This is a genomic window from uncultured Tateyamaria sp. (assembly GCF_947494755.1).
Classification (GTDB): Bacteria; Pseudomonadota; Alphaproteobacteria; order Rhodobacterales; family Rhodobacteraceae; genus Tateyamaria.
The window spans coordinates 173,523-198,324 of record NZ_CANLVZ010000008.1; the positions used below are offsets into that span (position 1 = coordinate 173,523).

A 24,802-nucleotide genomic window follows, 5' to 3' on the forward strand; every position below is an offset into this window, starting at 1 on the left:
ATAGTATACAATAACTACGCCTTTGTCCAGATTGCCGTCGGGATCATCACCTCACCCCGTGCCAGCAGCCTGGCGGTGCGCACCAACCCGGCAGAGCGCAGGTCTATTCCGTCGTTTGTCAGGTCATAATCGACCAGTACATCAATCTGGCCGCTGGCGTGTTCCAGCGTGATGGTCGCGGGGCGTTCATTGGATCGCGCCGCCATGCCCTCGGCCACGGTCCCCGGTGTCAACGCACAGGAGGCAAGACACTGCGCGCCGGTCACGGCCATCGCCGGATGTGCCGTCCACGGCATGAAGTAACGGGCCGCGATTGTGCCGCCGTCACGGGCGGCCGCCAGAAGACCGAACTTGGGTGTGACGGATGTTGCAACATTTGCGATGCCCATGGCCTCTCCAGCCTGGATGCGAATAGCCTCCATAGCCGCGAAAAATGCGGTATTCTCGTTGAGGGTGTCCGCGCTTTCATAACCTGTCAGCCCAAACGTTTCGGCCCGCGCGATGGCCATGGGCATTGCCACGTCCATGCAGGTCACATCCACGCCGTTGAACGTGTCGATCAAGTTACCTGTCGGCAAGAGGGCACCAGTGGCCCCACCCACGGTATCCATGAATTGCAACGCCACAGGGGCGGCGGTGCCGGGCACGCCGTCGATGCTGGCTGTGCCATCATAAATCGCGCCATCAGGTGAGGTCCGCACCTTGGCCACCACCCGGGCCCCGGTGTTTACGGCGCGGATATTAAGGGTGGTTTCGGCTTCGCGCGCAGGGATCAACCCCATCTCGATCGCCGCAGGGCCAACCCCCGAAAGTATATTTCCGCAGGTCGGTTTGAAATCGACGGTTCGATCCGCGACGCTCACCTGCGCAAAGAAATAGTCGACATCAGCCCAGTCGTCTGTCGACCTCGACAGCATCGCGACTTTGGTTGTCACCGCGTTCCCCCCACCGATCCCGTCGATATTCAGCGGGTGGCCAGACCCGACCATGGCGATCAGAACTTCGGCCAGGCTCTCCAGGTCTTCGGGCAGATCAGCGCGGTTGAGATACGGCCCCCGCGATGTCCCGCCGCGCATGAACAAAAAGGGGATCGCAGTCTGTGTCATGTAAGTGGCCAGGGCAAATCGACGTAGGATTGCAGCAACCCCGGTGGGAAGTCGCGGTTCAGGGTCCACGCCATCGCGCAGATGAAGGCGATGCCGGCAGCGGTATAGACCGTGGCATAGCCCCAACCCTTGCCTGCCCGGATGCGGATGAAAAGCAACAGGAAGCCCGCGAGTGCAAAGATGAAGCCAACAAGGGCGGACGCAATCAACAGACTTGCAAACCACATAAGCGTCGCCCAAAGCCCGTGAATGTTGATGGCGGCATCCTCAGCCTCACGGTCGGCAAGAACAGGTGCAGTTTCGTCCGAGCGGATCATCTGCACGATCAGCAACGCACAGCCCACAAGGGCAACCGTAGCCACAAAGATCGGGAACACACGGTCCATCCGCGCAAAGTCTGGGATCACCGCAGAGTTCCAATAGGCCAGCCCGATGTAGGCCGTGATCGCGAGTAGAAAGACCATCGGCGCGCGTTTGCTGCCAGCGGCCACCGCCCCCTCGGCCTGAATGTTCTTTGCCTGCCGCAGGCCGATCACGACCGACAGCAACGTGATAATTACCAAGATGATAACAATGGGGCTGAACACATATTCCAGCCCCTCTTCAAAGCCGCGCCGGAAGCGGGATGCGCCGATCTGATAGGCTTGGTTGGTATAGCGCTCGGCTGGTGCCGACAGCACGAAACCGATCAGAAAGGCTGGTCGCGACCAGTCGAACCGGCGCATCAGGATACCCAGAAGGCCGATGCCAAAAAGTGCCACAAGGTCCCAGATTTCCTGCCGTGACTGGAAGGCTGCAAAGGCAATGATCATGAACAAGAACGGGGCCAGCAGGGCAAAGCGAATTTCGGTCAGCTTCGCGATCCCGCCCGAGGCTGCGATGCAAATCAGTGTTCCCACCACGTTGGCGAGTGCCAGCAGCCAGACAATGGCGTAGGTGAAATCGAGGTTGTTCTTGAGCATCGACGGGCCGACTTCAATCGATCCGGTGCCAAGCAGAGCGACAGCTGAGATGAAAATCGCCATGGACCCAGACCCCGGAATGCCGAACAAGAGGGTCGGAACGAGCCCCCCGCCTTCCTTGGCGTTGTTTGAGCTTTCCGGCCCGATCACACCACGCACATCGCCAGATCCGAATTGCGATTTGTCCCTGGCCGTTTGAACCGTGTGTCCATAAGCGATCCAGTCTACGACCGATCCACCAAGGCCCGGGATCACGCCCACGACCACACCAATCAACGAGCATCGCATGGACAGCCATTTGTTCGTCCACCAATCCTTAACGCCTGCGGCCCAACCTCCCCCAAGAGGCGCGCGGTCCGAAATGGCTTTGTCGCGGCGCATCAGGGCTACGATTTCAGGGATCGCGAAGATGCCAAGGCCGACGATGACCAGTTTCAGTCCGTCCACAAGGTAGGGCATGTCGTAAGTCGACATGCGCAGCGCACCAGAGCTGGCCCCCTCACCAATCGTTCCGACAAGGATACCAAGGCACGCGGCCACCAGCCCTTTGAGCGCGACGCGTCCGGCAAGGATGCCAACCATGGAGAGCCCGAAGATCGTTATCATCAACAGCTCGGGCGTCTGGAACAGCAGCACGATGGGGCGTGCGGCGAGTATGAAGACCGTCAGGAAGGCGGCCCCTACAAGGCCCCCAAAAAGCGAAGACGCGAATGCTGCAGACAAGGCGCGTGCGGCCATGCCTTTCTTGGCCATCGGGAAGCCGTCAAGCACGGTCGCTTGCGACGCGGATGACCCGGGTATCCCCATCAGTACCGAGGCAAAGGTGTCCGAGGTCGGCACCACCGCGACCATCCCGATCATCAGGGCCAGGCCCGCCACAGGCTCCATCCCGAACATGAACGGTAGCAAAAGGGACAATCCAGCGATGCCGCCAAGCCCCGGAAAGACACCGATACAAAGGCCCATCACGACGCCGAGGACCAGAAAGCCGATGACATGCGGCTGCAGGATCATTGCGAATGCGTCGTTCAACGCAGGCAATGCGGTCGCAAAGACCTCCATCGCCGGTCCCCTTCCATAGAAGTTAAGCACAAGAAAACCCCACCCACGGCCAGCATGGATGGGGTCAAATGTGACTACTGAAGGACGACGCCGTAACGCTCACTCAGCCAGTTGATGACAAAGTCCTTGGCCGCTTGTGGCACATCCGTGGCACTCGCCATTGCAGTCTTGGCCGCATCGCCTGTCAGCTGAGGATAGACCCCAAGGCGGGCCTTGCTGATTTCGACAAAGTCATCGCGTTCCTGAATGGCAGCAAAAGCCTCAGTGAAGGTCGCGACGGCATTGTCAGGCGCACCGGCTGGCAGGAACACCATTTTCTGTGCCGGGAAACCAGCCACGAAAAAGGCTTTCCAGGCATCCCACTGCTCACCGGATGTTTCGCAACCATCTGTGGCTTCGCAGATTTCCTTGAACGTCGGCATGTCGGGGAACGTGGGGTCACGCACGATGTTGCCATCGGCATCCAACGCCCCGAACGAGAACCACGGCACCGCCGTGCCAGCCTCGACCAGCGGCGTGACACCGGACAGGTAAGATGATGAAGTCTGATAGTCGATATTGGCTTCGCCACGCTCAAACATCAGGCGACCGTCGCCGCGACCCTCAATGCCAAAAACAGGCTCAACCTGTAGGCCCAGCATCTCCCATGCCAGCAAGGGGACGAGGTCGAGCCGGGTCGCGCCTTGCGAACCATAGATGAAATCTTCGCCCGCAAGCGGTGTGGCATCGCCGCCGTCACCCAGTTTTCCAGACAGATCAGCAGGCAGGTAGGCCACGCCGCCGGTGCCGGAGGCCAAAACCACATTCCAATCGCTGTATTCGTAGCGCACCCGCGGATCACTCAGAAGGTAGGGGAACTGAGTGGAGCCGGACGATCCGAAGATTGTTGTCCCGTCTTCGTAGGTCATTTCCTGAAAGGCGTTGGCGCCTTTCGTCGAGCCTGCACCGGGGTTGAAGGTCACCACAACGGTTGGATTGCCCGGCAACGCTTCGGACAGCAAGGGTGCGTAAAAGTTCGCCCATTTGGCGGAACCGCCCGTTTCAGAGAATGGGATGATCCATTCGACCGTCTTGCCGGACAGATCGATCTGATGACCGTCCGCCGCAGCTTGGGTGGTGACCAAGGCAGTTGTGAGCGCGAGCGCGCCCAATGTTTTCTTAAGCATGTGTTTTCCTCCCAGAAGGACCTGCACGGCCCCGAAAATAGCACCAAATGCCCATTTGAAGGCTTCTTGATGCGCCGAGCATGCAGTGTCATCCTTGCGTGAACCTTGCATCGGGCGATTTCAAAAGGGGGCGGCGTGCGCATTGTAGTGGTGGAGGACAACATCTCGGTCGCCAAAGGCATCTGCTATCACCTGCAAGACATGGGGCATGCGGTTGATGTTTTGCGCGATGGTGTCGAGGCGGACATGTTCTTACGCACAGATGGTGCTGATCTTGTCGTGCTGGATATCAATCTGCCGGCGATGGATGGCCTTGGCGTGCTGCGTGCGATGCGGGCGCGAGATGACAATAGGCCCGTTCTGTTGCTGACCGCCCGCGCCGAGACTGAAGATAAAATCGCTGGCCTTGACGCGGGTGCCGATGACTACCTTAGCAAACCCTTCGAGATGGCCGAATTCGGCGCACGTATCCGGGCCCTCACGCGTCGCGTCAGCACGCTCCCCGCGCAGGTTACATCCTTTGGTGTGCTGCGCTTCGATCAGACCTCCCGGATGGTCACCGGCCCTGACGGGCCGTTGGATATCCCCCGCCGCGAGGTGGCGCTGTTTGAGCGGCTGATGCTGGCTGACGGCCGCATCGTATCAAAACAAGCCCTGCTCGACAGTCTTTATGGCACCGGTTCGGCGGTCGACGAACCTGTCGTCGAGGTCTATGTGTCCCGTCTGCGCAAACGATTGCAGCCTTATGGGGTGCAGATCATCGTCAAGCGGGGCTTGGGTTACCTCATGCAGGCCGCTACATGAAAAACAGCCTGTCCTTACGCGGTCGTCTGACCCTCGTCATTCTCGTACCACTGATCCTGATCGCGGTGATCTTCGGATCCTGGGCCTACCTTGATGCACAGAAAACCGCGGCCGAACGCTTTGACCGCTCCCTTCTATCGACGGCACTCGCGATCTCTCGGGACACCGCAGTGTCTGGCGGCGACGCGCTTAGCGAGGACACCCGTGACCTGTTGCGCGACACGTCCGGCGGTGCGGTTTTTTATCACGTTTACGCCCCGGATGGCGTCTTTGTGACGGGATATGCCACCCCGCCTGTGCCGCCTGAGCAAGTCGCGGTCGACGCGACACAAACCTATTATGACGCGGTCTACCAAGGCGCACCGGTTCGGGCGTTGCGATTTTTCCAAACCACCTCAATGGATGGATTGACGGGGCTGTTTACCTTCACGGTCTGGCAGAAAACGGCTGTGCGAAATGGATTTGTGCGCAAGCAAACCGGGCCAGTGTTCCTGATCATCGCGTCAATGATTGGCGCGCTTGCCATCATCGTGTGGTTCGGTGTGGGCCGTGGGCTGGCACCCCTGATTGATCTCGAGGATGCGATTGCCCGCCGTTCCGTTACCGACCTGTCGCCAATCAAACGGCGTATTCCGCAGGAGGTCTCCGGGATCGTGGGCAGGTTCAATGATCTGGTGGGAGAATTGTCGCGGACCCTGGACGCAAAAAATGCCTTCATTTCGGATGCTGCACACCAATTGCGCAATCCGATTGCAGGCGTGCTGAGCCTTGCAGAATCCGTTTCAAATGCCAAATCGCTTGAGGCTGCAAACGCCCGATCTGCTGATCTATTGGAGGCGGCGCGTGAGGTCGGCCAATTGGCCAACAACTTGCTGACTTTGGATCGGGCGCAGGCGAACCCGTCCTCCACCCATCAGGCCGCGTTCAATCCAAATGGCATAGTGAAAGATGTGGTGGACAAAACTGCTGAGAGCGCACGAAGCAGAGGCATCACCTTGCAGCATGACATCTCACCGATGTCCATGGAACTGGTGGGCGATCCGGTTATGTTCGAACAAGCGGTGCTGAACATTATCAACAATGCGATTGCGCATGGGGGGCATCGGCTCAGCCGAATCGAGCTTGTTGCGCGAAAGGATGCCAGCACATTTTCCATCATTGTTTGGGACGACGGAAAGGGCATCAAAGAGAGAGATTTCGAAAGGGCTCTTGGCCGTTTCAGTCAAGTCGGCCCAAGCGCGGGCTCTGGTCTCGGGCTTCCAATCGCTGCTGCGGTCGTTCGCTCCTTTGGCGGCCAACTCGGGCTTGCGCGCAATAAGGCCGGTTTCAAAGTGACGATGACCTTCCCTCTGGCCAGTGAGACCGCCGCGGCCAAAGTCGCATAAACCCGGTCTGGCATGTTGCACAGTTTCAACGGCGCACGGCTGCTGAACTTTGCCCGCAACATAGGCGACGGGGCGGTCAATGGCATCATAACTGAGCGATTGCCCGCCCCATGCACGATCCAACCAGAATCAAAATCCTTGCCGAAACCGGTTTCGGCGTTCACCGTGAGTCGTGTTGGGGGGAGCACATGTCGCAAGCAATCGAAGGTTTGCCGGACAAACAGACGTCGGCCCGTGTCACGATCAGCGACATGGCAAAGGCACTTGGGCTGACCAAATCAACAGTGTCTCGGGCTTTGAACGGCTATCCCGATATCGCTGAATCGACCCGGTTGCGGGTCGCAAAGATGGCCCGCCGCCTGAATTATCAACCACTCAGCTACGCGCAGGCGGTCAAGACCGGACGCACCCGTTCGCTTGGCCTTGTGCTGCAATTGTCGGATCATGATGCACAGCGCCCCTTTCTCGCCGAGTTCTTGGCTGGCCTGTCCGCCGGGGCCAGCAGAGAGGGCTACACCATGACGGTGGCCTCTGCCGATACTCACGACACCCTGATCGAAACGTTTCGCACGCTGACGCGCGATGGCAAGGCCGATGGCTTCATTCTGCCGCGCGCCATGGTGAATGACCCGCGCGCCCGTATCCTGAGCGAAAGAGGCGTACCCTTTGTACTTTATGGGAGGCAGCAGGACCCCACCGGATGCGCCTGGTTCGATGTCCGCGGTGAGGATGCCATGCGCGATGCGGTTGCCCATCTGGCGACACTCGGGCACCGCAGGATTGGCTTTATCAATGGTCGGACGATTTATTCCTATGCCGCATTGCGGCTCAGTGGGTTCAAGTCCGGAATGGCCGCCTGCGATCTTCCTGTTGCGCCAGAACTCATTGTCGAAAACGCTGTCACGCGGGACGACGGGGCGGCAGCGGCTGCGCAGCTTCTCGATCACCCTGACCCGCCGACAGCGATTGTCTGTGCCGTTGACTACGCAGCACTCGGTGCCTACCGCGCCGCAGCCGAACGCGGTTTGACGATTGGGACGGACCTGTCAATCGTCGCCTATGACGGAACGCAGGACGGTGCGCAGGCGCAGCCGCCTCTGACCACGTTCTCGGTCGACAATCGCGCAGCAGGAGAGCGACTGGCCACCCTGCTCATCCGGCGTGTGCGCGGCGAAGCCCTCGAAACGCTTAGAGAAACGATATCGGCAGATTTTGTCTGCCGCATGTCAACGGGACCTGTGAAAACACAGGCCCACCCAATTCACCGACGATTGTCTTAAAGGGAGGACACTATGAAGACAGTATCACTGATCAGAAACGGGACCGCGATGGCGCTCATGCTATCGGCATCGGTGCTGCACGCTGAAGAATTGCGATTCTGGACCACAGAAGAACAACCTGAGCGGTTGGCGCGGCAAGAAGCCATGGCCGCCGATTTTGCAGCAGCATCAGGGCACACGGTCGAGGTGATCCCCGTCTCGGAAAACGACCTCGGTACACGGGCCACGGCAGCCTTTGCCGCAGGTGATCTGCCAGACGTGATTTATCATACGTTGCAATATGCCGCGCCCTGGGCCGAGGCAGGCATTCTTGACACCGATGCTGCAACGGATGTGGTTGAGGCACTTGGTGCCGATACATTCGCACCCGGTGCCTTGAACATGGCTGCGGTCGATGGGGGTTATGCGTCTGTTCCGGTTGATGGCTGGACGCAGATGCTTGTCTACCGCGCGGACCTTTTCCAAGATAAGGGGCTGGAGCCGCCCAACAGCTATGCCAACGTGCTGGCCGCGGTTGAAGCACTGCACAACCCGCCAGAGATGTACGGCTTTGTTGCTGCGACCAAGATCGACGAAAACTTCATGAGCCAGGTGCTTGAGCATGTGTTCCTTGCCAATGGTGTGTCGCCTGTCGGACCCGAAGGTGTGCAGGCATTGGATGAGGCTGCGACAGTCGAAGTGCTCGAGTTCTACAAGGCCATCGCAGAGGCATCGCCCCCGGGCGATCTCTATTGGGATCAGTCCCGCACGCTCTATTTCTCGGGCAATGCCGCGATGATCATCTGGTCGCCCTTCATCCTCGATGAACTGGCCGGCTTGCGTGACAGCGCGCCCCCCACGATCAACGATGACCCGACCACCCGCGATCTGGCCGCGGCCACTGGCGTTGTGACCAATTTCGCCGGTCCCTCGAACCCGGATGGGGCCGCGTGGGGCGATGTCCGCTACTTTGGCATCACTTCGGACGCCTCGACGGATGCTGCGATGGAGTTTGTCGAGTACTCGATGAGCGAAGGCTATGGTGCCACGCTTGCCATCGCACCAGAGGGCAAGTTCCCTGTGCGTCGTGGGACAGCCGACAATGCAACCGAGTTTGCAGACCTTTGGGCGACACTGGATGTGGGCGTGGACCGCAAAGCACCTTTGGGTGATCTTTACGACGCGGCCATGATCGACGAGATCGTCAGTGGTCTGGATGTGGCGCAGCGATGGGGTGTCGCTGACGGTCAACTCTCAGCCGCGTCCGCGATCATCAACAGCCAGGTGATCAACCGTCTTGTGCGCGAGTATATCGACGGCGAACGCGACGCGGCTGCTACGGTTGCCGAATTGAACAGCGCAATCGCCGCCGTTCAATAGGGCGAAACACGACCGGGGGCGTCCGATCAGGACGCCCCTGACACAACACCCTTTCATCGTTCACAGATATCCTATCGGTGATCCGCAATGTTGCAAATGACCCCACCAACCGAAACCGGCCCGCTCGCCAAACGCGAGGCGCGGCTGGCGTGGGGATTGCTGTTGCCCACCATCACGGCAGTCGCGCTAGTAGTTGTGTTGCCCCTGCTTGCGATTTTCTGGATTTCGTTCAAACCGGTTGAACTGGGCGATCTGCGCGCGCCCGAAGTCGTCCTGCGCGAGGATATTCGCGGTGACACCGACGCCGTCGGGGACGAGGCAAATATCCGGTATCGCCTGCGCAACTCGTCACGAGACCAGCCGATCACTGGCGTCACCTTCAGCGACACGATCCCTGAAGGGCTAAGCGTGCGGGAGGTCGACCCGCGCTGCACCCTCAATGAGCGCGCTTTGCGCTGCGATCTGGGCGATTGGGAGCCCGGCACCCGCGAGACGATCCTCATCCCTGTCATCATCGAACAGGCGTATCTGGACACCGGTCTACGCCCGCAAGACAGTGCCGCATCGACCACGGGCAAGGCGTCCAATGTGCTGACCAACAGCACGTTCACATTCGAAAACTTCGCCCGGATCTTTAACGGCGACGAGTTTTTCGAGGTGTTGTGGGTCACGTTATTTTACACCGTGTTCGGCACCATCGGCGCGCTGCTGGTCGGCCTTTTCGCCGCGCTGCTGCTCAACAAATCCTTCAAAGGGCAGGGTATCCTGCGCGGGCTCTACCTTTTTCCTTACGTCGCGCCTGTCATCGCCGTCGCTTTTGCGTGGCTGATCCTGTTCGACCCGTTTTCGGGATCTGCCAACGCGCTGTTGGTGCAGATGGGCGTGACACCTGAGGCGATCAACTTCTTCGGGGAACGCCCGCTGGCCCTGATCATGGTGACGATCTTTGAAATCTGGCGCTACTTCCCGCTGTCCTTCCTGTTCATCCTTGCGCGGATGCAAAGCATAGACAGCGATATGTACGAGGCCGCCGACATGGACGGCGCGTCCCCATTCCAGCAATTCTGGTATCTCAGCGTGCCGCAATTGCTCGGCATCCTCAGCGTCCTGTTCCTGCTGCGCTTCATCTGGACCTTCAACAAATTCGACGACATCTTTCTGCTGACGGGTGGCAACGCGGGCACGCGCACCCTGACGGTGAATGTCTATGAACAGGCCTTTGCCGTCTCCAATATCGGTGCAGGGGCAGCTGTGGCGGTTGTGATCTTTGGCTGCCTGCTGACATTCTCGATTTTCTTTCTGAAATACATCAGTCAGGAGGAGGGGTTATGAGCGCCCTGCGCTTCGGCTTTGTCACCGGGCCCGTTCTGGGGGCGCTCTGGATGTTTGTGCTGGCCACGACACTGGCGGTGGCGATGTCCTTTGCGACGGGTGAGGCTTTTCGGCCCTCCCTTCTTATGTCGCTGACCTTCGGTGCAATCGCGGGCGCGGTTTATGCGCTTGGAAAATCACGGGTCTATGTGGCGTTTGCGGTCGGCGCGGCGTTGATTGTGCCGATGATGGCCGGTGCAGGGCCGATCCTGATTGGACCGGGTGCATCGGTCTTGTCCCGCGCGGTGATCATTCTTCTTCTCGCGACCCTCTTTGCGACGACGCTCCGGGTCATTCTGGCAGAGGTGCATTGGGCCGCACTGACACGGCACGAATTCGAAGGTGCGGTGATCCGGTTCCTGACCGGCTTTGGCTACATCTTCTTTACCGCCATCGTACTTATCCCCTTTTACGTCATGGTGATGACCAGCCTGAAAAACCAGGCCGAGTTGATGCAGAACCCACTCAATTTCTCGATTGACCTGTCCAAAGGAACAGAGCTTTTCCGGTCTTACGAAGAGCTGTTCCTGCAATTCAACTTCGGCACCTACATGTTCAACTCGTTCTTTATCTCGGTGCTGACAGTCCTCATCACGCTGGCCTTTGCGATACCCGGAGCCTATGCCGTCGCGCGCCTGCGGTTCCGTGGGCGGGCGGCGTTTTCACGCTCGATCCTGCTGATTTACATGGTGCCGATGATCGTGCTTGCGCTGCCGATCTACATTGCGTTTTCGATGACCGGCCTGCGCAATTCGTTCTGGGGGATCGTGATGATCTACCCGGTCACGACGATCCCGGTCGCGCTATATATGTTGCAGGGCTATTTTCGCGGCCTGCCAGCCGAGGTCGAGGAAGCGGGCCTGATGGACGGTCTGTCTCGTCTTGCGGTCATCTGGAAGATCACCTTGCCGCTGTCGCTGCCTGCGCTGGCTTCCGTATCACTCTACGTATTCATGATTGCGTGGAACGAATTTCTGCTGGCCTTCATGCTGCTGGACGATCCGGCGAAATTCACACTGACGCGGGGGATCGCGTCGCTCAATTCCTCCGAAATCCCGCGGCAACACCTGATGGCGGGCTCGGTTATTGCGACCGTGCCGATCATGGCGCTGTTTCTGGGACTGGAGCGTTTCATGACAAAGGGGCTGACCGCCGGGTCAGTGAAGGGTTGAACATGGATCTGACTGCTAAAGCACGCGACATCCTGCGCCAGAACGACAAGGGCGGCTATACCCTGCCGACCCACGGGCTCTATCCCTATCAGTGGAACTGGGACAGCGCCTTTGCCGCATGGGGTTTCACGACGTTCAACCCCGATCGCGGCTGGACAGAACTTGAAACTCTGCTGTCGGGACAGTGGGATGACGGGATGGTGCCGCACATCATTTTTCACAAAGTCGATCCGGGCTATTTTCCTGGACCCGATGTCTGGCAAGGGCGCGGCCCAATCCCGTCGTCCGGCATCACACAGCCCCCTGTCGCGGCGAGCTTCATGGCGAAGATGCTTGCGCTCGACCCGTCCGGCGCGCCGCGGGCCAAGGCGCTGTGGCCCCAACTGAAACGCTGGCACCGCTGGTTCATGGACTGGCGGCTGGATGACGGTGCTGCCTGCGTCACCCATCCATGGGAGGCGGGCCGCGACAACGCCCCGGATTGGGACAGCGCGATGCGCGCCATCAATGCCGACGACGTGGGCGCATATACGCGGCGTGACACGTCGCATGTCGACCCTTCGATGCGTCCCACGAAATACGACTATGACCGCTATCTCAAACTGGTGCAGGTTGGTGTTTCCGTAAACTGGGATCAGGCGCGCCTGCGCGATATCAACCCCTTCCGCGTCGCTGACCCGACGATGACCTTTACCCTTCTGCGGGCCAATCGCGATCTCGCGGCCATGGGCCGCACGTTTGGCGAGGACATCAGCGACATCGAAGACTGGATCGCAACCCTTGAGGCTGGTGCCGAAACGCTCTGGAACCCGGCGACTGCCGGATATGACAGCCGCAATGTGCGCACCGGAGAGTTCAACGGGATCTTGTCCAACGCCTCAGCGCTTTGTTGGTATGCCGGGATCAATGACAAGCGGGCACTGCCCGCTATCGACCGTATGCTAAAGGCCGCAGACTACGGATTGGCCAGTTATGACCCGAAGGCCGAAGGGTTTGAGCCGCTGCGATACTGGCGCGGTCCCACCTGGCCGATCATGAACTACCTCGTCGCATCTGGGATGGAAGAACAGGGCATCACCGACCTTGCTGCCCGGATCAAAACAGACACCGCGCGCCTTATGCAGCAAAACGGTTTTGCCGAATACTACCATCCGCACACCGGTGCCCCTGCCGGGGGGGGTACATTCACATGGACTGCGGCGGTCTGGCTTGGCTGGGCGGGCACGCATGCCGAAACCGAAGTTGGGCCTAGCTGATGTCGTCGATCACACTCAAAGCCGTCGAAAAATGGTTTGGCGATGCGCAGGTCATCAAAGGCGTCGACCTTGATATCAATGAGGGCGAGTTTGTCATTTTTGTGGGCCCATCCGGCTGCGGCAAATCCACCCTGTTGCGGATGATCGCCGGGCTTGAGGAAACTTCGCGAGGGCAGATCATCGTGGGGGACCGCGACGCCACAGCGGAGCCGCCCAGCAAACGTGGGCTGGCCATGGTCTTCCAGTCCTACGCGCTTTATCCGCATATGTCGGTTCGCGATAACGTTGGCTTTCCGCTGAAATCTGCTGGACTACCTGCTGCCGAGATCACGGCCAAAGTCGATGAAGCCGCGCGCGTGCTGAAGCTCGACGCCTATATGGACCGCCGCCCCAAGGACCTATCAGGCGGTCAGCGGCAGCGCGTCGCCATCGGCCGATCCATCGTGCGCGACCCCACGGCCTTCTTGTTCGACGAGCCGCTCTCGAACCTGGATGCGGCGCTGCGGGTGGAGATGCGCTATGAAATTGCGAAGCTGCATCAGACGCTGAAATCCACGATGATCTACGTCACCCATGATCAGGTTGAGGCGATGACACTGGCCGACAGGATCGTGGTGCTGGAGTTTGGCAAAATTGCTCAGGTCGGGACACCACGTGAGCTTTATGAACGTCCCGCCAACCTGTTCGTCGCGCAATTCATCGGGTCACCCCGAATGAACGTCATGCCTGCAAGCGCAGGCGAGGCCGTCGCGCTGCCGGACGGTGCGACGTCGTTCGGCGTTCGACCCGAGCACATATCGCTTGTTGCGGCAGGACAGGGCCAGATACAGGGCGTTGTCGATGTGCTCGAATACCTCGGCGCAGATACTTTTGTGATCTTATCCTGCGGCGATGCCGGTCAAATCACGGTGCGGGTCAACGGAAATACCACGCACAAACCCGGAGACTCAGTCGGCCTGCACTTCGATCCTGAGGCAGTGCATGCTTTCGACGCGGAGGGGTTAGCCATTCGCTAGACGACAGCGCAGTCGCTTGGGAGGACGTATCAGTTTGGCCGAGACACATGGTGACGCATAAGAGCGACTTCCAAGCTGCCTCACGTTCTTGACGGATCGATAGCGTCAGCAGCCGAGCCCGGCATCGCCATTCCTCAACCAAAATCGCAGTGGGATAGGCCCTAGCCGAAACCGTCTTCAAAGCCCTTCACGAGATAGGAAAACCAAACTGCAAATCCGCTGCGTTCGGTTTAAACCGTCGCGACCCGGAGCGTCTGCCGCTCCCGAGATTGGATTGGACGTAGGCCTTACTCGGTGCCGAACACGTCTAGCTCGTGAGCCAACCGACCAGTTGTTGGACTTCGCGCCTTGCTGGGCTGCTGCCACGGACTTCGACAAAATAGCTGTGGGTGGCGGCGATTGTCTCGTCAAAAAGCCGAACGACCCGGCCTTCGGCGAGATCCTGGTCAATCAGCGGCAGCCAGCCAATGACCGCACCTTGACCTTCTGACGCGCCGCGCAGGAGTACATTTGCATCCTCAAAGATCGAACCCCGCAGGGGACCACTCACCGACACATCCATCGCCGCAAACCAGTCCAACCACCCCCAATGGTTTCTTTGGTGTAGCAACGGCAGAGACAAAAGATCTTCGGGCCTGTTGATTGGGCCGTGGTCAGAGAGGAACTTTTGGGAGGCAATGGCAACAGGGCTAAGCTCAAGCAGTTTTGTCGCATGAGTTGTGATTTCGGACATGCGCCCCCAGCGGATCACGATATCGATGTTTTCTCGGTCCCCGGCCCCCGGTCTGAACGACGGCAGCACTTCCAACTCGGTTTGCGGATGCGTTTGCCAAAAGTCACTGATGCGTGGCATCAACCACCGGGCAGTGAATATCGGCCCAGCGACAAGGCGCACAACTTTGCGGGACTGCCTTTGTACAGTGCGGACGGCCTCATCCAGAATGCCAAAGGCCCGCGCTGTCGCCTCGGCCAACCTTTTGCCGTCTTCACTCAGCACCACGTCGCGCCCGCTGCGCAGGAACAGCTGCACACCCAATTGATCCTCCAGCCCGCGAATGTGGTGGCTGATTGCTGTGGGCGTGACATGCAGCTCTTCTGCTGCTGCCCGAAAGCGGCCATGCCGCGCGGCTGCTTCGAAGGCGCGCAAGGCGGGTAAGGACGGTTTCACGATATTCTCATTGATGAATTTTACTCATTATTTGCTGAGAAAGCTGTCTTTGTAAACGTTCAGGAGTCCTGAGAGTGTGATCTCAACTGCAAAAAAGATCTCATGAGTTCATGGTCAAGAAAAACCGCCGCCGGGGGCGCAAAGACCGGCTTAAAGAAGCCACAGACGACGACATACACCATGCCGTCTGGCCCGGTGTGATCGCCGGGCGCTTTAAGCCGTTGTCCCCTGACGACGTCGCATTGGTCGAGGAGACGGCCTTGTCACTGCTAGAGACACTTGGACTCAGTCAGGCCATCCCGTCGATGATCAAAAAGGTCACGGAAGCGGGGGGCATATATACGGATCAAGGTCGGTTGCTGATTCCGCGCGCGCTTGTGGGCTGGGCCTTGGACGGAGCCAAGCGTGGGTTCACGCTCTGTGGGCAATATGCGGATCGCGACCTGAAAATTGAAGGCGCGCGGGTTTACATGTCCACCGGCGGCGCGGCACCGGGCGTTTTTGACCTTGAAACGCATGCCTATCGCGACAGCACCCTGCAAGATCTCTATGACGCCGCCCGTATCGTAGACCGGATGGACAATATCCATCATTTCAGCCGATCCGTCGTGGCGCGGGATATCGACGACAACGCGGCCATGGATCTCAACACTGCCTATGCCTGTCTGGCGGGCACGTCGAAACACGTCTCCATCTCGATCACCGAGCCTGAGAACGTGCAGGCCGTTGCCGATCTTTGCTATGCGATCGCCGGCAGCGAAGCGGCGTTCCGCGCACGCCCGTTCCTGACGGTCATGGTCTGCCATGTGGTGCCGCCAATGCGGTTCGCAGAAGAAGCCTGCGAGGTACTTGAACGCGCCATTCTCGCGGGTTTTCCCGTCCAACTCATCAGCGCGGGTCAGGCGGGTGCCACAAGCCCCGCGACCATCGCAGGATCATTGGTGCAGGCCGTGGCGGAAACGCTCTCCGGTTTGGTCTTTGCCCGACTGGTAGACGCTGAGGTCAAAGCGATCTTTGCGCCAAAGCCCCTGGTGGCCGATTTGCGCACCGGGTCGATGAGCGGCGGCGGCGGTGAGCAGGCGATTCTGATGGCGGGGGCGGCGCAGATGGGGCGGCACTGGGATTTGCCTACCAGCTCCATTGCCGGGATTACCGACGCCAAATGCCTTGACGCGCAATACGGGGCCGAAAAATCGCTTGCGGTGTCAATGGCGGCCCATGCCGGGTCCAATATCGTGACCCAAGCCGCTGGCATGATGTCGAGCCTTCTGGGTGTCAGTCACGCGGCTTATGTCAGCGACAACGACCTTTTGGGCAACATCCTCCGTACTGTCCGAGGCATTGAGACGACGCCGGAGAATATCGCGGCAGAGGTTATCAAGGCGGTCTGCGAGGGGCCGGGCCATTTTCTGGGCGAACAACACACCTTCAGCCGCATGAAGTCGGACTATTTCTATCCCGAGATCGGGGACCGCCGCACGCCGCGCGAATGGGAGGAAGACGGTGCCAAACCCATTGGCGAGGTGGCGAAACAGAAGACGCGCGAAATCCTGAGCAGCCATTTTCCGAAACATATCCCGGATGCGCTTGACGTTGAGTTGCGCGCCCGCTTCGACATCCGGCTGACACAGGCCGGGTCAGGACGGCCAGCATGAAGAATATCGACCTTAGCATACGTGCCCGTTCGGCCTTGCCCGGCGGGGTCAGTCATGAACTGCGGTATCGCGACCCGCATCCGGTGTTTATCGACCGCGCGCAGGGAGCCGAGAAGTGGGATGTTGAGGGGCGGCGATATATCGATTTCAAGATGGGCAGCGCCAGCCAGATATTGGGGCACGGGCATCCGGCCATTGTCGACGCGATCCGAAAGCAGGCAGAGCGCGCGATTTTCGCTGCCGATTGTCATGTCTCCGAAGCCGAATGGGCGGAATGGGTCAATCGGCTATATCCCTCAGCCGAGCGTACCCGCTTTACAGCGTCCGGCAGCGAGGCGACGATGTTGGCGCTTCGCTTGGGCCGAGCTTTTTCAGGCAAGGACCACGTGTTACGGGTCGATGGGCATTATCACGGCTGGCATGACCACGTTTTGAAGGGGGCGAAACCCGGCCACGAAAAGCCGTCATCGCTTGGCATCCCAGAGGCGCTCACCGACCTCATCCATGTCTGCGCCGCCGATCCGCAAGCGATGGAATGCGCGCTGCAAGATACCCGTATCGGCACGGTGATCATCGAAGCCTCCGGCGCGAATTATGGCTGTGTACCTATGGCGACCGATACGCTCAACGCGCTCCATGATGTGGCGCGCGCTGCGGGTGTGGTCCTGATCTTTGACGAAATCATCACCGGCTTTCGCTGGTCCGCCGGTGGACGGCAGGCGCGGGACGGGATCGTGCCGGACCTGACCGCGCTGGCCAAGGTCGTCACCGGCGGATTGCCTGGCGGCGCGGTTTGCGGCCGCGCTGACATCATGGAGATGATGAACAACGCCACGATGCGCGATGGCATCGCTCCGGCGGTGAGTCACAAGGGCACCTTCAACGCCTCACCTCTCGTTGCCGCAGCCGCCTGCGCGGCGATGCCTTTGCTCGCCACGGGTGAGCCGCAGGAACATGCAAACGCGATGGCAACCCGAATGCTTGACGGCATGAACGCGGCCTTTACTGATCAGGGCATCCCTGGCGTGGCTTATGGCGACAGCTCTATTTTCCATGTGTTCTTTGGTCGTGACACCGTCGACGGGCTGACCCCGGCAGAGATCCGAGGCCTGCCCAAACCCTGCGTCAAAGCCTATCGCGACGGCATGCTCGCGCGCGGCGTGGATATGATGGCCTATACCTCGGGCCTCACCTCGGCCGCCCATACGCCCGCGCTGGTGGATGAGGCATTGGACGTTTTCCGTGCCACTCTCGCCGACATGGCAAGGAACGGGGTGCTGCCATGAACCTGCCCTCCCATGCCCGCACCGTTATCATCGGTGGCGGCGTCATCGGCTGTTCGATCGCCTATCATCTGGCGCGCGAAGGTCGCAAAGACATTGTGCTGCTCGAACGCTCCAAGCTGACATCCGGCACCACGTGGCACGCCGCGGGCCTGGTGCGGCGGCTGCGCCCTTCCGCGACGCTGACCAAGCTGATCAACTACTCCATCGACCTGTATGGCGAGCTGGAAACCGAAACGGGGCAGGATACCGGCTGGACCCAAACCGGATCGCTGACGCTGGCCACCAATGCCGACAGGCTGACCAACATCAAACGGCAAGTCTCTCTGGGCCGTGCTTTTGGGTTGGAGGCGGACGTCGTGGATGCCGCCCGAGCCAAATCTCTTTGGCCACTGATAGCGGTGGATGACGTGATAGGCGCGGTCTGGTCACCTGCTGACGGGCGCGTGAACCCGTCTGACGTGGCGCTGGCGCTGTCCAAAGGCGCACGGGCGCGGGACGTACAGATCTTTGAAGACGCCGCCGTGACGGGTCTTCAAAAGAAGGCCGGCCGCATTTCAGGCGTCGAGATCCGTGATCACCTGATCGAAGCGGAAGAGGTGGTGATCGCGTCCGGCCTATGGTCCCGCGAAGTGGCCGAAATGGCGGGCGCGCATATGCCGCTTTATGCCTGCGAACACTTCTACATCCTCACCAAGCCGCTGCCCGAGGTGCAGGCGCTTGGCAAAGGCGTGCATCTGCCGACTCTGAACGATCAAGATGCCTATCTTTATGCCCGCGACGATGTGGAGGGGTTGCTGGTCGGTTCGTTTGAACCCCACGCCAAAGGCATCTCAACCAAAGACCTACCCGCCGACTTTTCTTTCGACCTGCTGGACGAGGATTGGGACCACTTCACGCCGATAATGGAAAACGCCTTGCGCCGCATTCCCGCGTTACAAAAGGCCGAGGTGCGCATGCTGCTGAACGGGCCGGAAAGCTTCACGCTCGACAGCCAATTCATGCTGGGCGAAAGCCCAGAGGTACGGGGGCTGTTTCTAATGGGCGGCATGAATTCAACCGGCATCGCGCTGGCCGGCGGCGCGGGCAAGGCGATGGCGGAGTGGATCATCGCCGGAGAGCCGACAATGGAACTGAACGAGGCCGACATCCGCCGCTTCAGCCCCGAGATGAATGTGCTCGGCGCACTAGAGGCGCGTATCCCCGAGGTGCTGGGCCGCCACTACGACAACCCCTATCCGGGTCGGGCCATGGACACGGCGCGCGGGCAGCGCCGATCCCCGATCCACGCCGGTTTGGTCGCTGCTGGTGCAAAGTTCGAGGCGCGCGGCGGCTGGGAACGCGGGGTGCATTTCGGCGGCGAGGCCGCGCATTTGCCGCTCTCTTTCGGCATCCCTGCGTGGCGCGATCAGGTGGCGCAAGAGGTGGACGCCTGCCGCAATGGCGCGGCAATTCTGGATCAATCCGCCTTCGGCAAAATCATGGTCCAAGGCCCGGATGCCTGCGCCTTCCTCAACCGCCTTTGTACCGCACAGATGGACATGGCCGAGGGGCGCATGGCCTATACCCAAATCCTGAACGCAAAGGGCGGCATTGAAAGCGACCTGACCGTGCAGCGGCATGGGCCGGAACGCTATCTGATGATCGTCGGCGCAGGCGAGGTGGTGCGCGACCTCAAACGGATGCGGGAGACAAAGGGCGATTTCCGCGTAGAATTCACCGACGTCACCAGCGGTTACGCCATCATCGGTCTGGCTGGTGCGCAGGCGCGCGCGGTGTTGCAAGCGACCACGCATACGCAAGTGCCGGACCTCAAGCGTTTCCACTTTGCGTCGGTTGAAATCGGGCTGGCTCGCGGTTGGGCCGGACGGCTCAGCTTTACCGGCGAAGGGGGGTATGAACTCTACATTCCAGCCGATATGGCCATGGCTGCATATGAGGCGCTGGTCGCCGCAGGGGCCAGCCACGCGGGTCTTTACGCCAGTGGTTCGTTGCGCATCGAAAGTGGGTTCCGCGCCTTTGGTCATGAACTCACCCCCGGCACCACACCACACGAGGCTGGGCTGGACGCATTCTGCGCCTTTGGCACGGGGTTTGTGGGCGAAGACGCCCTCACGGGTCACACGCCAAAGCGCCGGATCGTTTCGCTGCTTTTCGATACACCGGACGCGATCCCCATCCATGACGAACCGATCTACTTCGACGGCAAGGTCGTGGGCCAAATAACCTCTGCCGCGTGGAGCTACCGCTTCAAGCGCTCAGTTGCGCTGGCGATGATCAGGCTCCCCGTATTCCAAGGCGTGATGCCCGGTTTCGAGGTCGAAATCGCCTGTGAACGGTTCCCGGCCAGCGTCTCTCTCAAACCCGCCAAAGAGGCTTTCGATGTCTGACACCACTCGTACTACCCGCGTCGCGATCATCGGGGGCGGCATCATGGGGGTCGCCGCGCAGTACCAACTGGCCGAAGCAGGCTGGACCGATACGATCCTGTTTGAAAAAGCTGAACTGACCAGCGGTTCCACCTGGCACGCGGCCGGGCAAATCGCCCATGCGGTCAGCTCGCGTGTGATGGGCTGGATCAACAAAACCTCGATTGAAACCTACAAGCGGGTCGAGCAGGAAACCGACCAATCCATCGGTTGGCACGAGGTTGGCGGGTATCGGATAGCCACCACCGACGACGAGGTCGACTGGATGAAATCCATCATGGGCGTCGGGCGGCAGCTGGATCTGCCGATGGAACTTGTCGGTCCCGAAGAGGTCGCCAAAGGCAATCCGTTCTACAACGTCGACGACGTCAAAGCCGCAGTCCGGACCTTTGCGGATGGCCATATTGATCCGTCTTCGGTCACCATGGCGCTGGCGGCAGCAAGTCGCGCGCGTGGTGCCGAGGTAGAGCGGCACACGCAAGTCACGGGGGCGAGCCGCAAGGGCGAAATGTGGCGACTTAGGACCGACAAAGGCGATGTAATGGCCGAACATGTGGTGATCGCGGCGGGATCGTACGCCAATCAGGTCGGCGACTGGTTCGGGTTGAAAATCCCGTCCGTTTCCTGCCTGCACCACTACCTTGTGACCGACACGGTGCCCGAATTTCAGGGCCGCGCAGAGTTGCCGGTGATGCGCGACAATTCCTTTGCCGGATATATCAGACAGGAACAACAATCTGGCCTGATCGGCATTTTCGAAGACCGCATCTGTCACACGGTCTGGGAAATGCCCCAAGGTGCGCCCTGGGCCGCCGAAAATGAGCTCTTTCAGGCTGACTATGACGGGATCAGTGGCGTTCTGACCATCGCGCTGAACAAGATGCCCATTCTGGCACAGCTGGGGATCAAACGGGTGGTGCGCGGGGCGATTACGCATACACCTGATGGCGGCATGCTGGTTGGCCCCTCCGGCGCGCCGAATGTCTGGTTGTCCTGCGGGTCGTCCATCGGCCTGGCCTGGGGCGGCGGCGCGGGCAAGGTCTTGGCCGACTGGATGGTGCATGGGGAAACACTGGTCAACACCCGCTCGATGGATCCGCGCCGCTTTGGGGAATTTGCAACGGATCAGTTCATCGTTGAACGCACCAAGGAAGATTATCTGATCCGCCACGACACGCCCTGCCCCGGCAAACAGATGCAAAGCCTGCGACCCTTGAACCGTCATCCGCTCTATGACCGGCTGGCTGCGAAAGGCGCGGTGTTTGGCGAGATCGCAGGTTGGGAACGTCCACGCTTTTTCGGCCGCGTGGGCGAGGTCGAAACGATCGGCTGGGGCCACCAACCATGGCACAAAAACGCCATGGCCGAAGCCAAGGCCACGCGCAACATGGCAGGGGTGATCGACCTATGCGCCTTCGCGCAGTTCGAGCTTACGGGGCGGGACGCGGGCGCGCTGCTCGACCGGCTGTCCGCCAACCGCATTCCGCGCCAGGATGGTCGGATCAGCCTCAACCACCTGCTGACCGAAAAGGGCCGGTTTGAGACCGAGATCACCGTCTGGCGCATTGCCAAGAATCGCTATTTCACTGGCTCCCCGATCGCACGCGCAACCCCGGATTACGACTGGATTAAGTCGCATGTCCTGCCGGGCGAGGATGTGCAGATGATCAACCGCAGCGGCGATTGGGGGATGCTGGCGATGTCGGGGCCTGCGTCCCGGCGCATCCTGTCAAAACTGACCAACGCGGACCTCAGCAATGCCGCGTTCCCTTGGCTGTCCGGGCAAGAGATCACGGTCAAAGGCATTCCGTGTTACGCTCTGAGGGTGTCCTTTGTGGGCGAGTTGGGCTGGGAACTACATGCCCCATTGGACCGTATCGGCGAGATCTACGATGCGCTCTTTGAGGCGGGCGACGACCATGGATTGACGGACATAGGTTCCTATGCCTTCAACGGGATGCGGATGGAAAAAGCCTATCGCGCCAGCGCCGAGATGACGACAGATGTCAGCCCCTTTGACGTGGGGCTGGACCGCTTTGTTTTTGCCGATGGCCGCGATTTCATCGGCAAAGCCCCCCTTTTGGCCCGCGATCCAACCTGGGAACTGCTCTATGCCGAAATCCATGCCGAGGGGTTCGACATCCACGGCGGGGAGCCCGTGTTGCGCAATGGCGTCCCCGTCGGCCTGACCACCTCGGGTGGATATGGCTACACGGTGGGCAAATCGCTTGGGTGGCTCTTTGTCAACAAGGGCACACCGTGGGATGGCCTTAGCGTGCAGTTTCTCAACACCTCATATCCGGTAACGGTGCATGCGGATGCGGTTGTCGATCCTGACAATCTGCGCCCCCGGATGGAGGGTTAGATGCTCCGTTCGTCGAACACCAAAGGGGCAACCCTCACCGTTCTGCCAAGGGCGCAAGGCACAGCACAATGGGCTGGCAAATCTGCCGATGGCCGATTTATCGGAGAGGGGTGTGGCATAGGCCTTGTCCAACGCCCCGACAGCTATGGCAAAGGAACGGGGTGGCCGCACGGCATACAAGAAAGGAAGACCACATGAACGATCACATCACCGGCGGCGAGGCCGTCTACCGCGTGCTCCACGCCAATGGGATCGACACGGTGTTCGGCCTGCTCGGCGGCTCCATGTTGGAACTTTATGACGCGATGTATCAGGGCGGCAAGATCGCCTATGTCGGTGCCCGCGACGAACGGGCCGCCGGTCATATGGCCGATGCCTGGGCACGTATGACCGGCAATCCGGGCGTGGTTCTAGGCGCACAGGCGGGTCCCGGCGTCGTCAATATTGTCTCCGCCGTGGCCGAAGCGCAGCTTGCCTATTCCCCGCTGGTAGTAATTGCCGGAGCCATCACCCGCGCAGATCAGGCCACGGACACCTTTCAAGAGATTGATCAGGTGGCGCTCTTCGCGCCCATTTCCAAACGCTCCGTGATGGTGACCGACGCCACACGACTTGCGCCCATGCTCGAAGACGCCATTCGACTGGCCAATACAGGACGGCGTGGCCCTGTCGTGCTGCATGTCCCGCGTGATCTTTTTGCAGAGGAGGTCCCCGGGTTTGATCCCAAGCCCGTCGTGCTGGCCCGACCCGGCCCCGCCGCATCGCAAGACGTAGCGGCCATGGCGGCCATGTTGTCAGATGCCCAACGTCCAGTGATCTTCGCGGGCGGCGGGTTCAAATGGGGTGCGGGGCGTGCAGCCCTCATGGCCTTGGCCGAAGAACTGGAGGTGCCGGTTGTTGCGTCTACCGGCCATGCCGATGTCATGCGCCACAAGCACCCGTGGTTTGCCGGGCAGGCGGGACCGCGCGGCAACCGCGTCGCCTCACGTCTGACGAGGGAAGCGGATGTGATGATCGTTCTTGGCGCGCGCCTTGGGTTCAACTCTACTTTCCACAGCAATGACTATGTGGGCGCGCAGACCCGGATTGCCCATGTTGATATCGAAGCGGCCGCTGTTGGCCGTTACTTTCCGGCAGAGATCGCCGCGCAGGGCGATGCCCGCCTGACTGCAGAGGCGCTGATCAAAGCGGCCCGCAAGCCCGACTGCGCTGCATGGCGGGACGGTTTCAGGGTAGACATGGAAAGCCTCTGGGCCGAACGCGCCACCGAGGCCGCGATTGATACCCTACCGATGCATCCCCGCCGCGCATTGGCTGAAATCCGCGATGTCCTGCCAGAGGATGCCATCGTCACGCTGGACACGGGCAACACCTGCCTGCAAGCCGCTGACCGTCTTGCGCATTATGCCCCAATGTCATTGATCACGCCGCTCGATTTCGGGCTTGTCGGCTTCGGTCTGGCCGCCGCCATCGGGGCCAAGGCCGCCGCGCCCGAGCGTCCTGTGGTAGCGATCATGGGCGACGGGGCGGTTGGCTACACAATGATCGAGATCCAAACCGCGGTCTCGCACAAGCTGCCGATCATCATCATCGTGCTGGATAACGAAGCCTGGGGTGCCGAAAAAGCCTATCAACAGGAATTCTACGGCGGGCGGCTTTTGGGTGCCGAGATCCAATCCCCCCGTTTCGACAAATTTGCCGAGCTTTGTGGCGGCAAGGGCATCTGGGTGGATGGCCCAGGCAGCATGGGCGCGGCCTTGGAGCAGGCGATCGCCTCCAACGAAACAACTGTGATCCAAGCCAAGATCGATCCGGGGGCGCTGATGACGTTGCGCAAGGATCTCTTCAAGAAACTGACCTGCTCCCCTGAGAGTCCGTGTTTATAGGTTAGCTCTGTTCAGGTTTTGGTCCTCTTCTGACCGGTTAGCATATTCGTATGGCGTCAGGCCAGCGAGGCTGGAGT

Annotated in this window: 17 protein-coding genes; 13 read left to right on the top strand and 4 right to left on the bottom strand. The window is 60.2% G+C overall.

Annotated elements, in window-relative coordinates:
* Positions 1 to 14: 14 nt before the first annotated feature.
* The 3 genes from Q0908_RS12075 to Q0908_RS12085 form a co-directional block, all read right to left on the bottom strand.
* The gene (locus Q0908_RS12075; RefSeq protein WP_299284416.1) at positions 15 to 1,106 is read right to left on the bottom strand and encodes a 4-oxalomesaconate tautomerase; all 1,092 of its coding nucleotides are present in this window, start codon (positions 1,104 to 1,106) and stop codon (positions 15 to 17) included.
* Positions 1,103 to 3,130: a tripartite tricarboxylate transporter permease gene (locus Q0908_RS12080; protein WP_299284419.1), complete on the bottom strand. Its 2,028-nt coding sequence runs from the start codon at positions 3,128 to 3,130 to the stop codon at positions 1,103 to 1,105. The genes Q0908_RS12075 and Q0908_RS12080 overlap by 4 nt, the downstream gene beginning before the upstream one ends.
* A gap of 74 nt (positions 3,131 to 3,204) precedes the next feature.
* Positions 3,205 to 4,296 (bottom strand): tricarboxylate transporter, encoded by a 1,092-nt coding sequence (locus Q0908_RS12085; RefSeq protein ID WP_299284422.1) that lies wholly within the window; start codon positions 4,294 to 4,296, stop codon positions 3,205 to 3,207.
* A gap of 135 nt (positions 4,297 to 4,431) precedes the next feature.
* Here Q0908_RS12085 and Q0908_RS12090 point away from each other — a divergent pair, with 135 nt between their 5' ends.
* From Q0908_RS12090 to Q0908_RS12125, 8 genes are all read left to right on the top strand, one after another.
* Positions 4,432 to 5,100, top strand: coding sequence for a response regulator transcription factor (locus Q0908_RS12090; RefSeq protein WP_299284425.1), 669 nt, complete (start codon positions 4,432 to 4,434; stop codon positions 5,098 to 5,100).
* Positions 5,097 to 6,485 (top strand): sensor histidine kinase, encoded by a 1,389-nt coding sequence (locus Q0908_RS12095; protein WP_299284428.1) that lies wholly within the window; start codon positions 5,097 to 5,099, stop codon positions 6,483 to 6,485. Before Q0908_RS12090 ends, Q0908_RS12095 begins: the two co-directional genes overlap by 4 nt.
* 188 nt (positions 6,486 to 6,673) lie before the next feature.
* Positions 6,674 to 7,765, top strand: a complete 1,092-nt coding sequence (locus tag Q0908_RS12100) for a substrate-binding domain-containing protein (protein WP_299284431.1) — start codon at positions 6,674 to 6,676, stop codon at positions 7,763 to 7,765.
* A gap of 12 nt (positions 7,766 to 7,777) precedes the next feature.
* Positions 7,778 to 9,124 (top strand): extracellular solute-binding protein, encoded by a 1,347-nt coding sequence (locus Q0908_RS12105; protein WP_299284434.1) that lies wholly within the window; start codon positions 7,778 to 7,780, stop codon positions 9,122 to 9,124.
* A gap of 87 nt (positions 9,125 to 9,211) precedes the next feature.
* The gene (locus Q0908_RS12110; RefSeq protein ID WP_299284437.1) at positions 9,212 to 10,456 is read left to right on the top strand and encodes a sugar ABC transporter permease; all 1,245 of its coding nucleotides are present in this window, start codon (positions 9,212 to 9,214) and stop codon (positions 10,454 to 10,456) included.
* Positions 10,453 to 11,667: a carbohydrate ABC transporter permease gene (locus Q0908_RS12115; protein WP_299284439.1), complete on the top strand. Its 1,215-nt coding sequence runs from the start codon at positions 10,453 to 10,455 to the stop codon at positions 11,665 to 11,667. The genes Q0908_RS12110 and Q0908_RS12115 overlap by 4 nt, the downstream gene beginning before the upstream one ends.
* Before the next feature lie 2 nt (positions 11,668 to 11,669).
* Positions 11,670 to 12,923: a hypothetical protein gene (locus Q0908_RS12120; RefSeq protein ID WP_299284441.1), complete on the top strand. Its 1,254-nt coding sequence runs from the start codon at positions 11,670 to 11,672 to the stop codon at positions 12,921 to 12,923.
* Positions 12,923 to 13,939 carry an ABC transporter ATP-binding protein gene (locus Q0908_RS12125; RefSeq protein ID WP_299284445.1) on the top strand — a complete coding sequence of 339 codons (1,017 nt, stop codon included), beginning with the start codon at positions 12,923 to 12,925 and terminating at the stop codon, positions 13,937 to 13,939. The genes Q0908_RS12120 and Q0908_RS12125 overlap by 1 nt, the downstream gene beginning before the upstream one ends.
* Before the next feature lie 307 nt (positions 13,940 to 14,246).
* Here the strand turns inward: Q0908_RS12125 and Q0908_RS12130 are convergent, their stop codons facing one another.
* On the bottom strand, positions 14,247 to 15,107 hold the full coding sequence (locus Q0908_RS12130; RefSeq protein WP_299284448.1) for a LysR family transcriptional regulator: 861 nt from the start codon (positions 15,105 to 15,107) through the stop codon (positions 14,247 to 14,249).
* A 110-nt stretch (positions 15,108 to 15,217) separates the two neighbouring features.
* Between Q0908_RS12130 and Q0908_RS12135 the strand changes: the two genes are divergently transcribed.
* From Q0908_RS12135 to Q0908_RS12155, 5 genes are all read left to right on the top strand, one after another.
* Complete coding sequence (locus tag Q0908_RS12135; RefSeq protein WP_299284451.1) at positions 15,218 to 16,762, top strand: trimethylamine methyltransferase family protein; 1,545 nt, start codon at positions 15,218 to 15,220, stop codon at positions 16,760 to 16,762.
* The gene (locus Q0908_RS12140; protein ID WP_299284454.1) at positions 16,759 to 18,048 is read left to right on the top strand and encodes an aminotransferase class III-fold pyridoxal phosphate-dependent enzyme; all 1,290 of its coding nucleotides are present in this window, start codon (positions 16,759 to 16,761) and stop codon (positions 18,046 to 18,048) included. The genes Q0908_RS12135 and Q0908_RS12140 overlap by 4 nt, the downstream gene beginning before the upstream one ends.
* A complete protein-coding gene (locus tag Q0908_RS12145) occupies positions 18,045 to 20,435 on the top strand; it encodes an FAD-dependent oxidoreductase (RefSeq protein ID WP_299284458.1) in 2,391 nt (796 codons plus the stop codon). The genes Q0908_RS12140 and Q0908_RS12145 overlap by 4 nt, the downstream gene beginning before the upstream one ends.
* Positions 20,428 to 22,839 (top strand): FAD-dependent oxidoreductase, encoded by a 2,412-nt coding sequence (locus Q0908_RS12150; RefSeq protein ID WP_299284461.1) that lies wholly within the window; start codon positions 20,428 to 20,430, stop codon positions 22,837 to 22,839. Before Q0908_RS12145 ends, Q0908_RS12150 begins: the two co-directional genes overlap by 8 nt.
* Before the next feature lie 194 nt (positions 22,840 to 23,033).
* Positions 23,034 to 24,725: a thiamine pyrophosphate-binding protein gene (locus Q0908_RS12155; RefSeq protein ID WP_299284463.1), complete on the top strand. Its 1,692-nt coding sequence runs from the start codon at positions 23,034 to 23,036 to the stop codon at positions 24,723 to 24,725.
* Positions 24,726 to 24,802: the final 77 nt, after the last annotated feature.

Coding starts and splice junctions, on each gene's coding strand:
- Q0908_RS12075 (WP_299284416.1), bottom strand. CDS start 1,106: ATGACACAGACTGCGATCCCCTTTTTGTTCATGCGCGGCGGGACATCG.
- Q0908_RS12125 (WP_299284445.1), top strand. CDS start 12,923: ATGTCGTCGATCACACTCAAAGCCGTCGAAAAATGGTTTGGCGATGCG.
- Q0908_RS12085 (WP_299284422.1), bottom strand. CDS start 4,296: ATGCTTAAGAAAACATTGGGCGCGCTCGCGCTCACAACTGCCTTGGTC.
- Q0908_RS12135 (WP_299284451.1), top strand. CDS start 15,218: ATGGTCAAGAAAAACCGCCGCCGGGGGCGCAAAGACCGGCTTAAAGAA.
- Q0908_RS12080 (WP_299284419.1), bottom strand. CDS start 3,130: ATGGAGGTCTTTGCGACCGCATTGCCTGCGTTGAACGACGCATTCGCA.
- Q0908_RS12155 (WP_299284463.1), top strand. CDS start 23,034: ATGAACGATCACATCACCGGCGGCGAGGCCGTCTACCGCGTGCTCCAC.
- Q0908_RS12100 (WP_299284431.1), top strand. CDS start 6,674: ATGTCGCAAGCAATCGAAGGTTTGCCGGACAAACAGACGTCGGCCCGT.
- Q0908_RS12140 (WP_299284454.1), top strand. CDS start 16,759: ATGAAGAATATCGACCTTAGCATACGTGCCCGTTCGGCCTTGCCCGGC.
- Q0908_RS12115 (WP_299284439.1), top strand. CDS start 10,453: ATGAGCGCCCTGCGCTTCGGCTTTGTCACCGGGCCCGTTCTGGGGGCG.
- Q0908_RS12150 (WP_299284461.1), top strand. CDS start 20,428: ATGTCTGACACCACTCGTACTACCCGCGTCGCGATCATCGGGGGCGGC.
- Q0908_RS12095 (WP_299284428.1), top strand. CDS start 5,097: ATGAAAAACAGCCTGTCCTTACGCGGTCGTCTGACCCTCGTCATTCTC.
- Q0908_RS12110 (WP_299284437.1), top strand. CDS start 9,212: ATGTTGCAAATGACCCCACCAACCGAAACCGGCCCGCTCGCCAAACGC.
- Q0908_RS12120 (WP_299284441.1), top strand. CDS start 11,670: ATGGATCTGACTGCTAAAGCACGCGACATCCTGCGCCAGAACGACAAG.
- Q0908_RS12145 (WP_299284458.1), top strand. CDS start 18,045: ATGAACCTGCCCTCCCATGCCCGCACCGTTATCATCGGTGGCGGCGTC.
- Q0908_RS12105 (WP_299284434.1), top strand. CDS start 7,778: ATGAAGACAGTATCACTGATCAGAAACGGGACCGCGATGGCGCTCATG.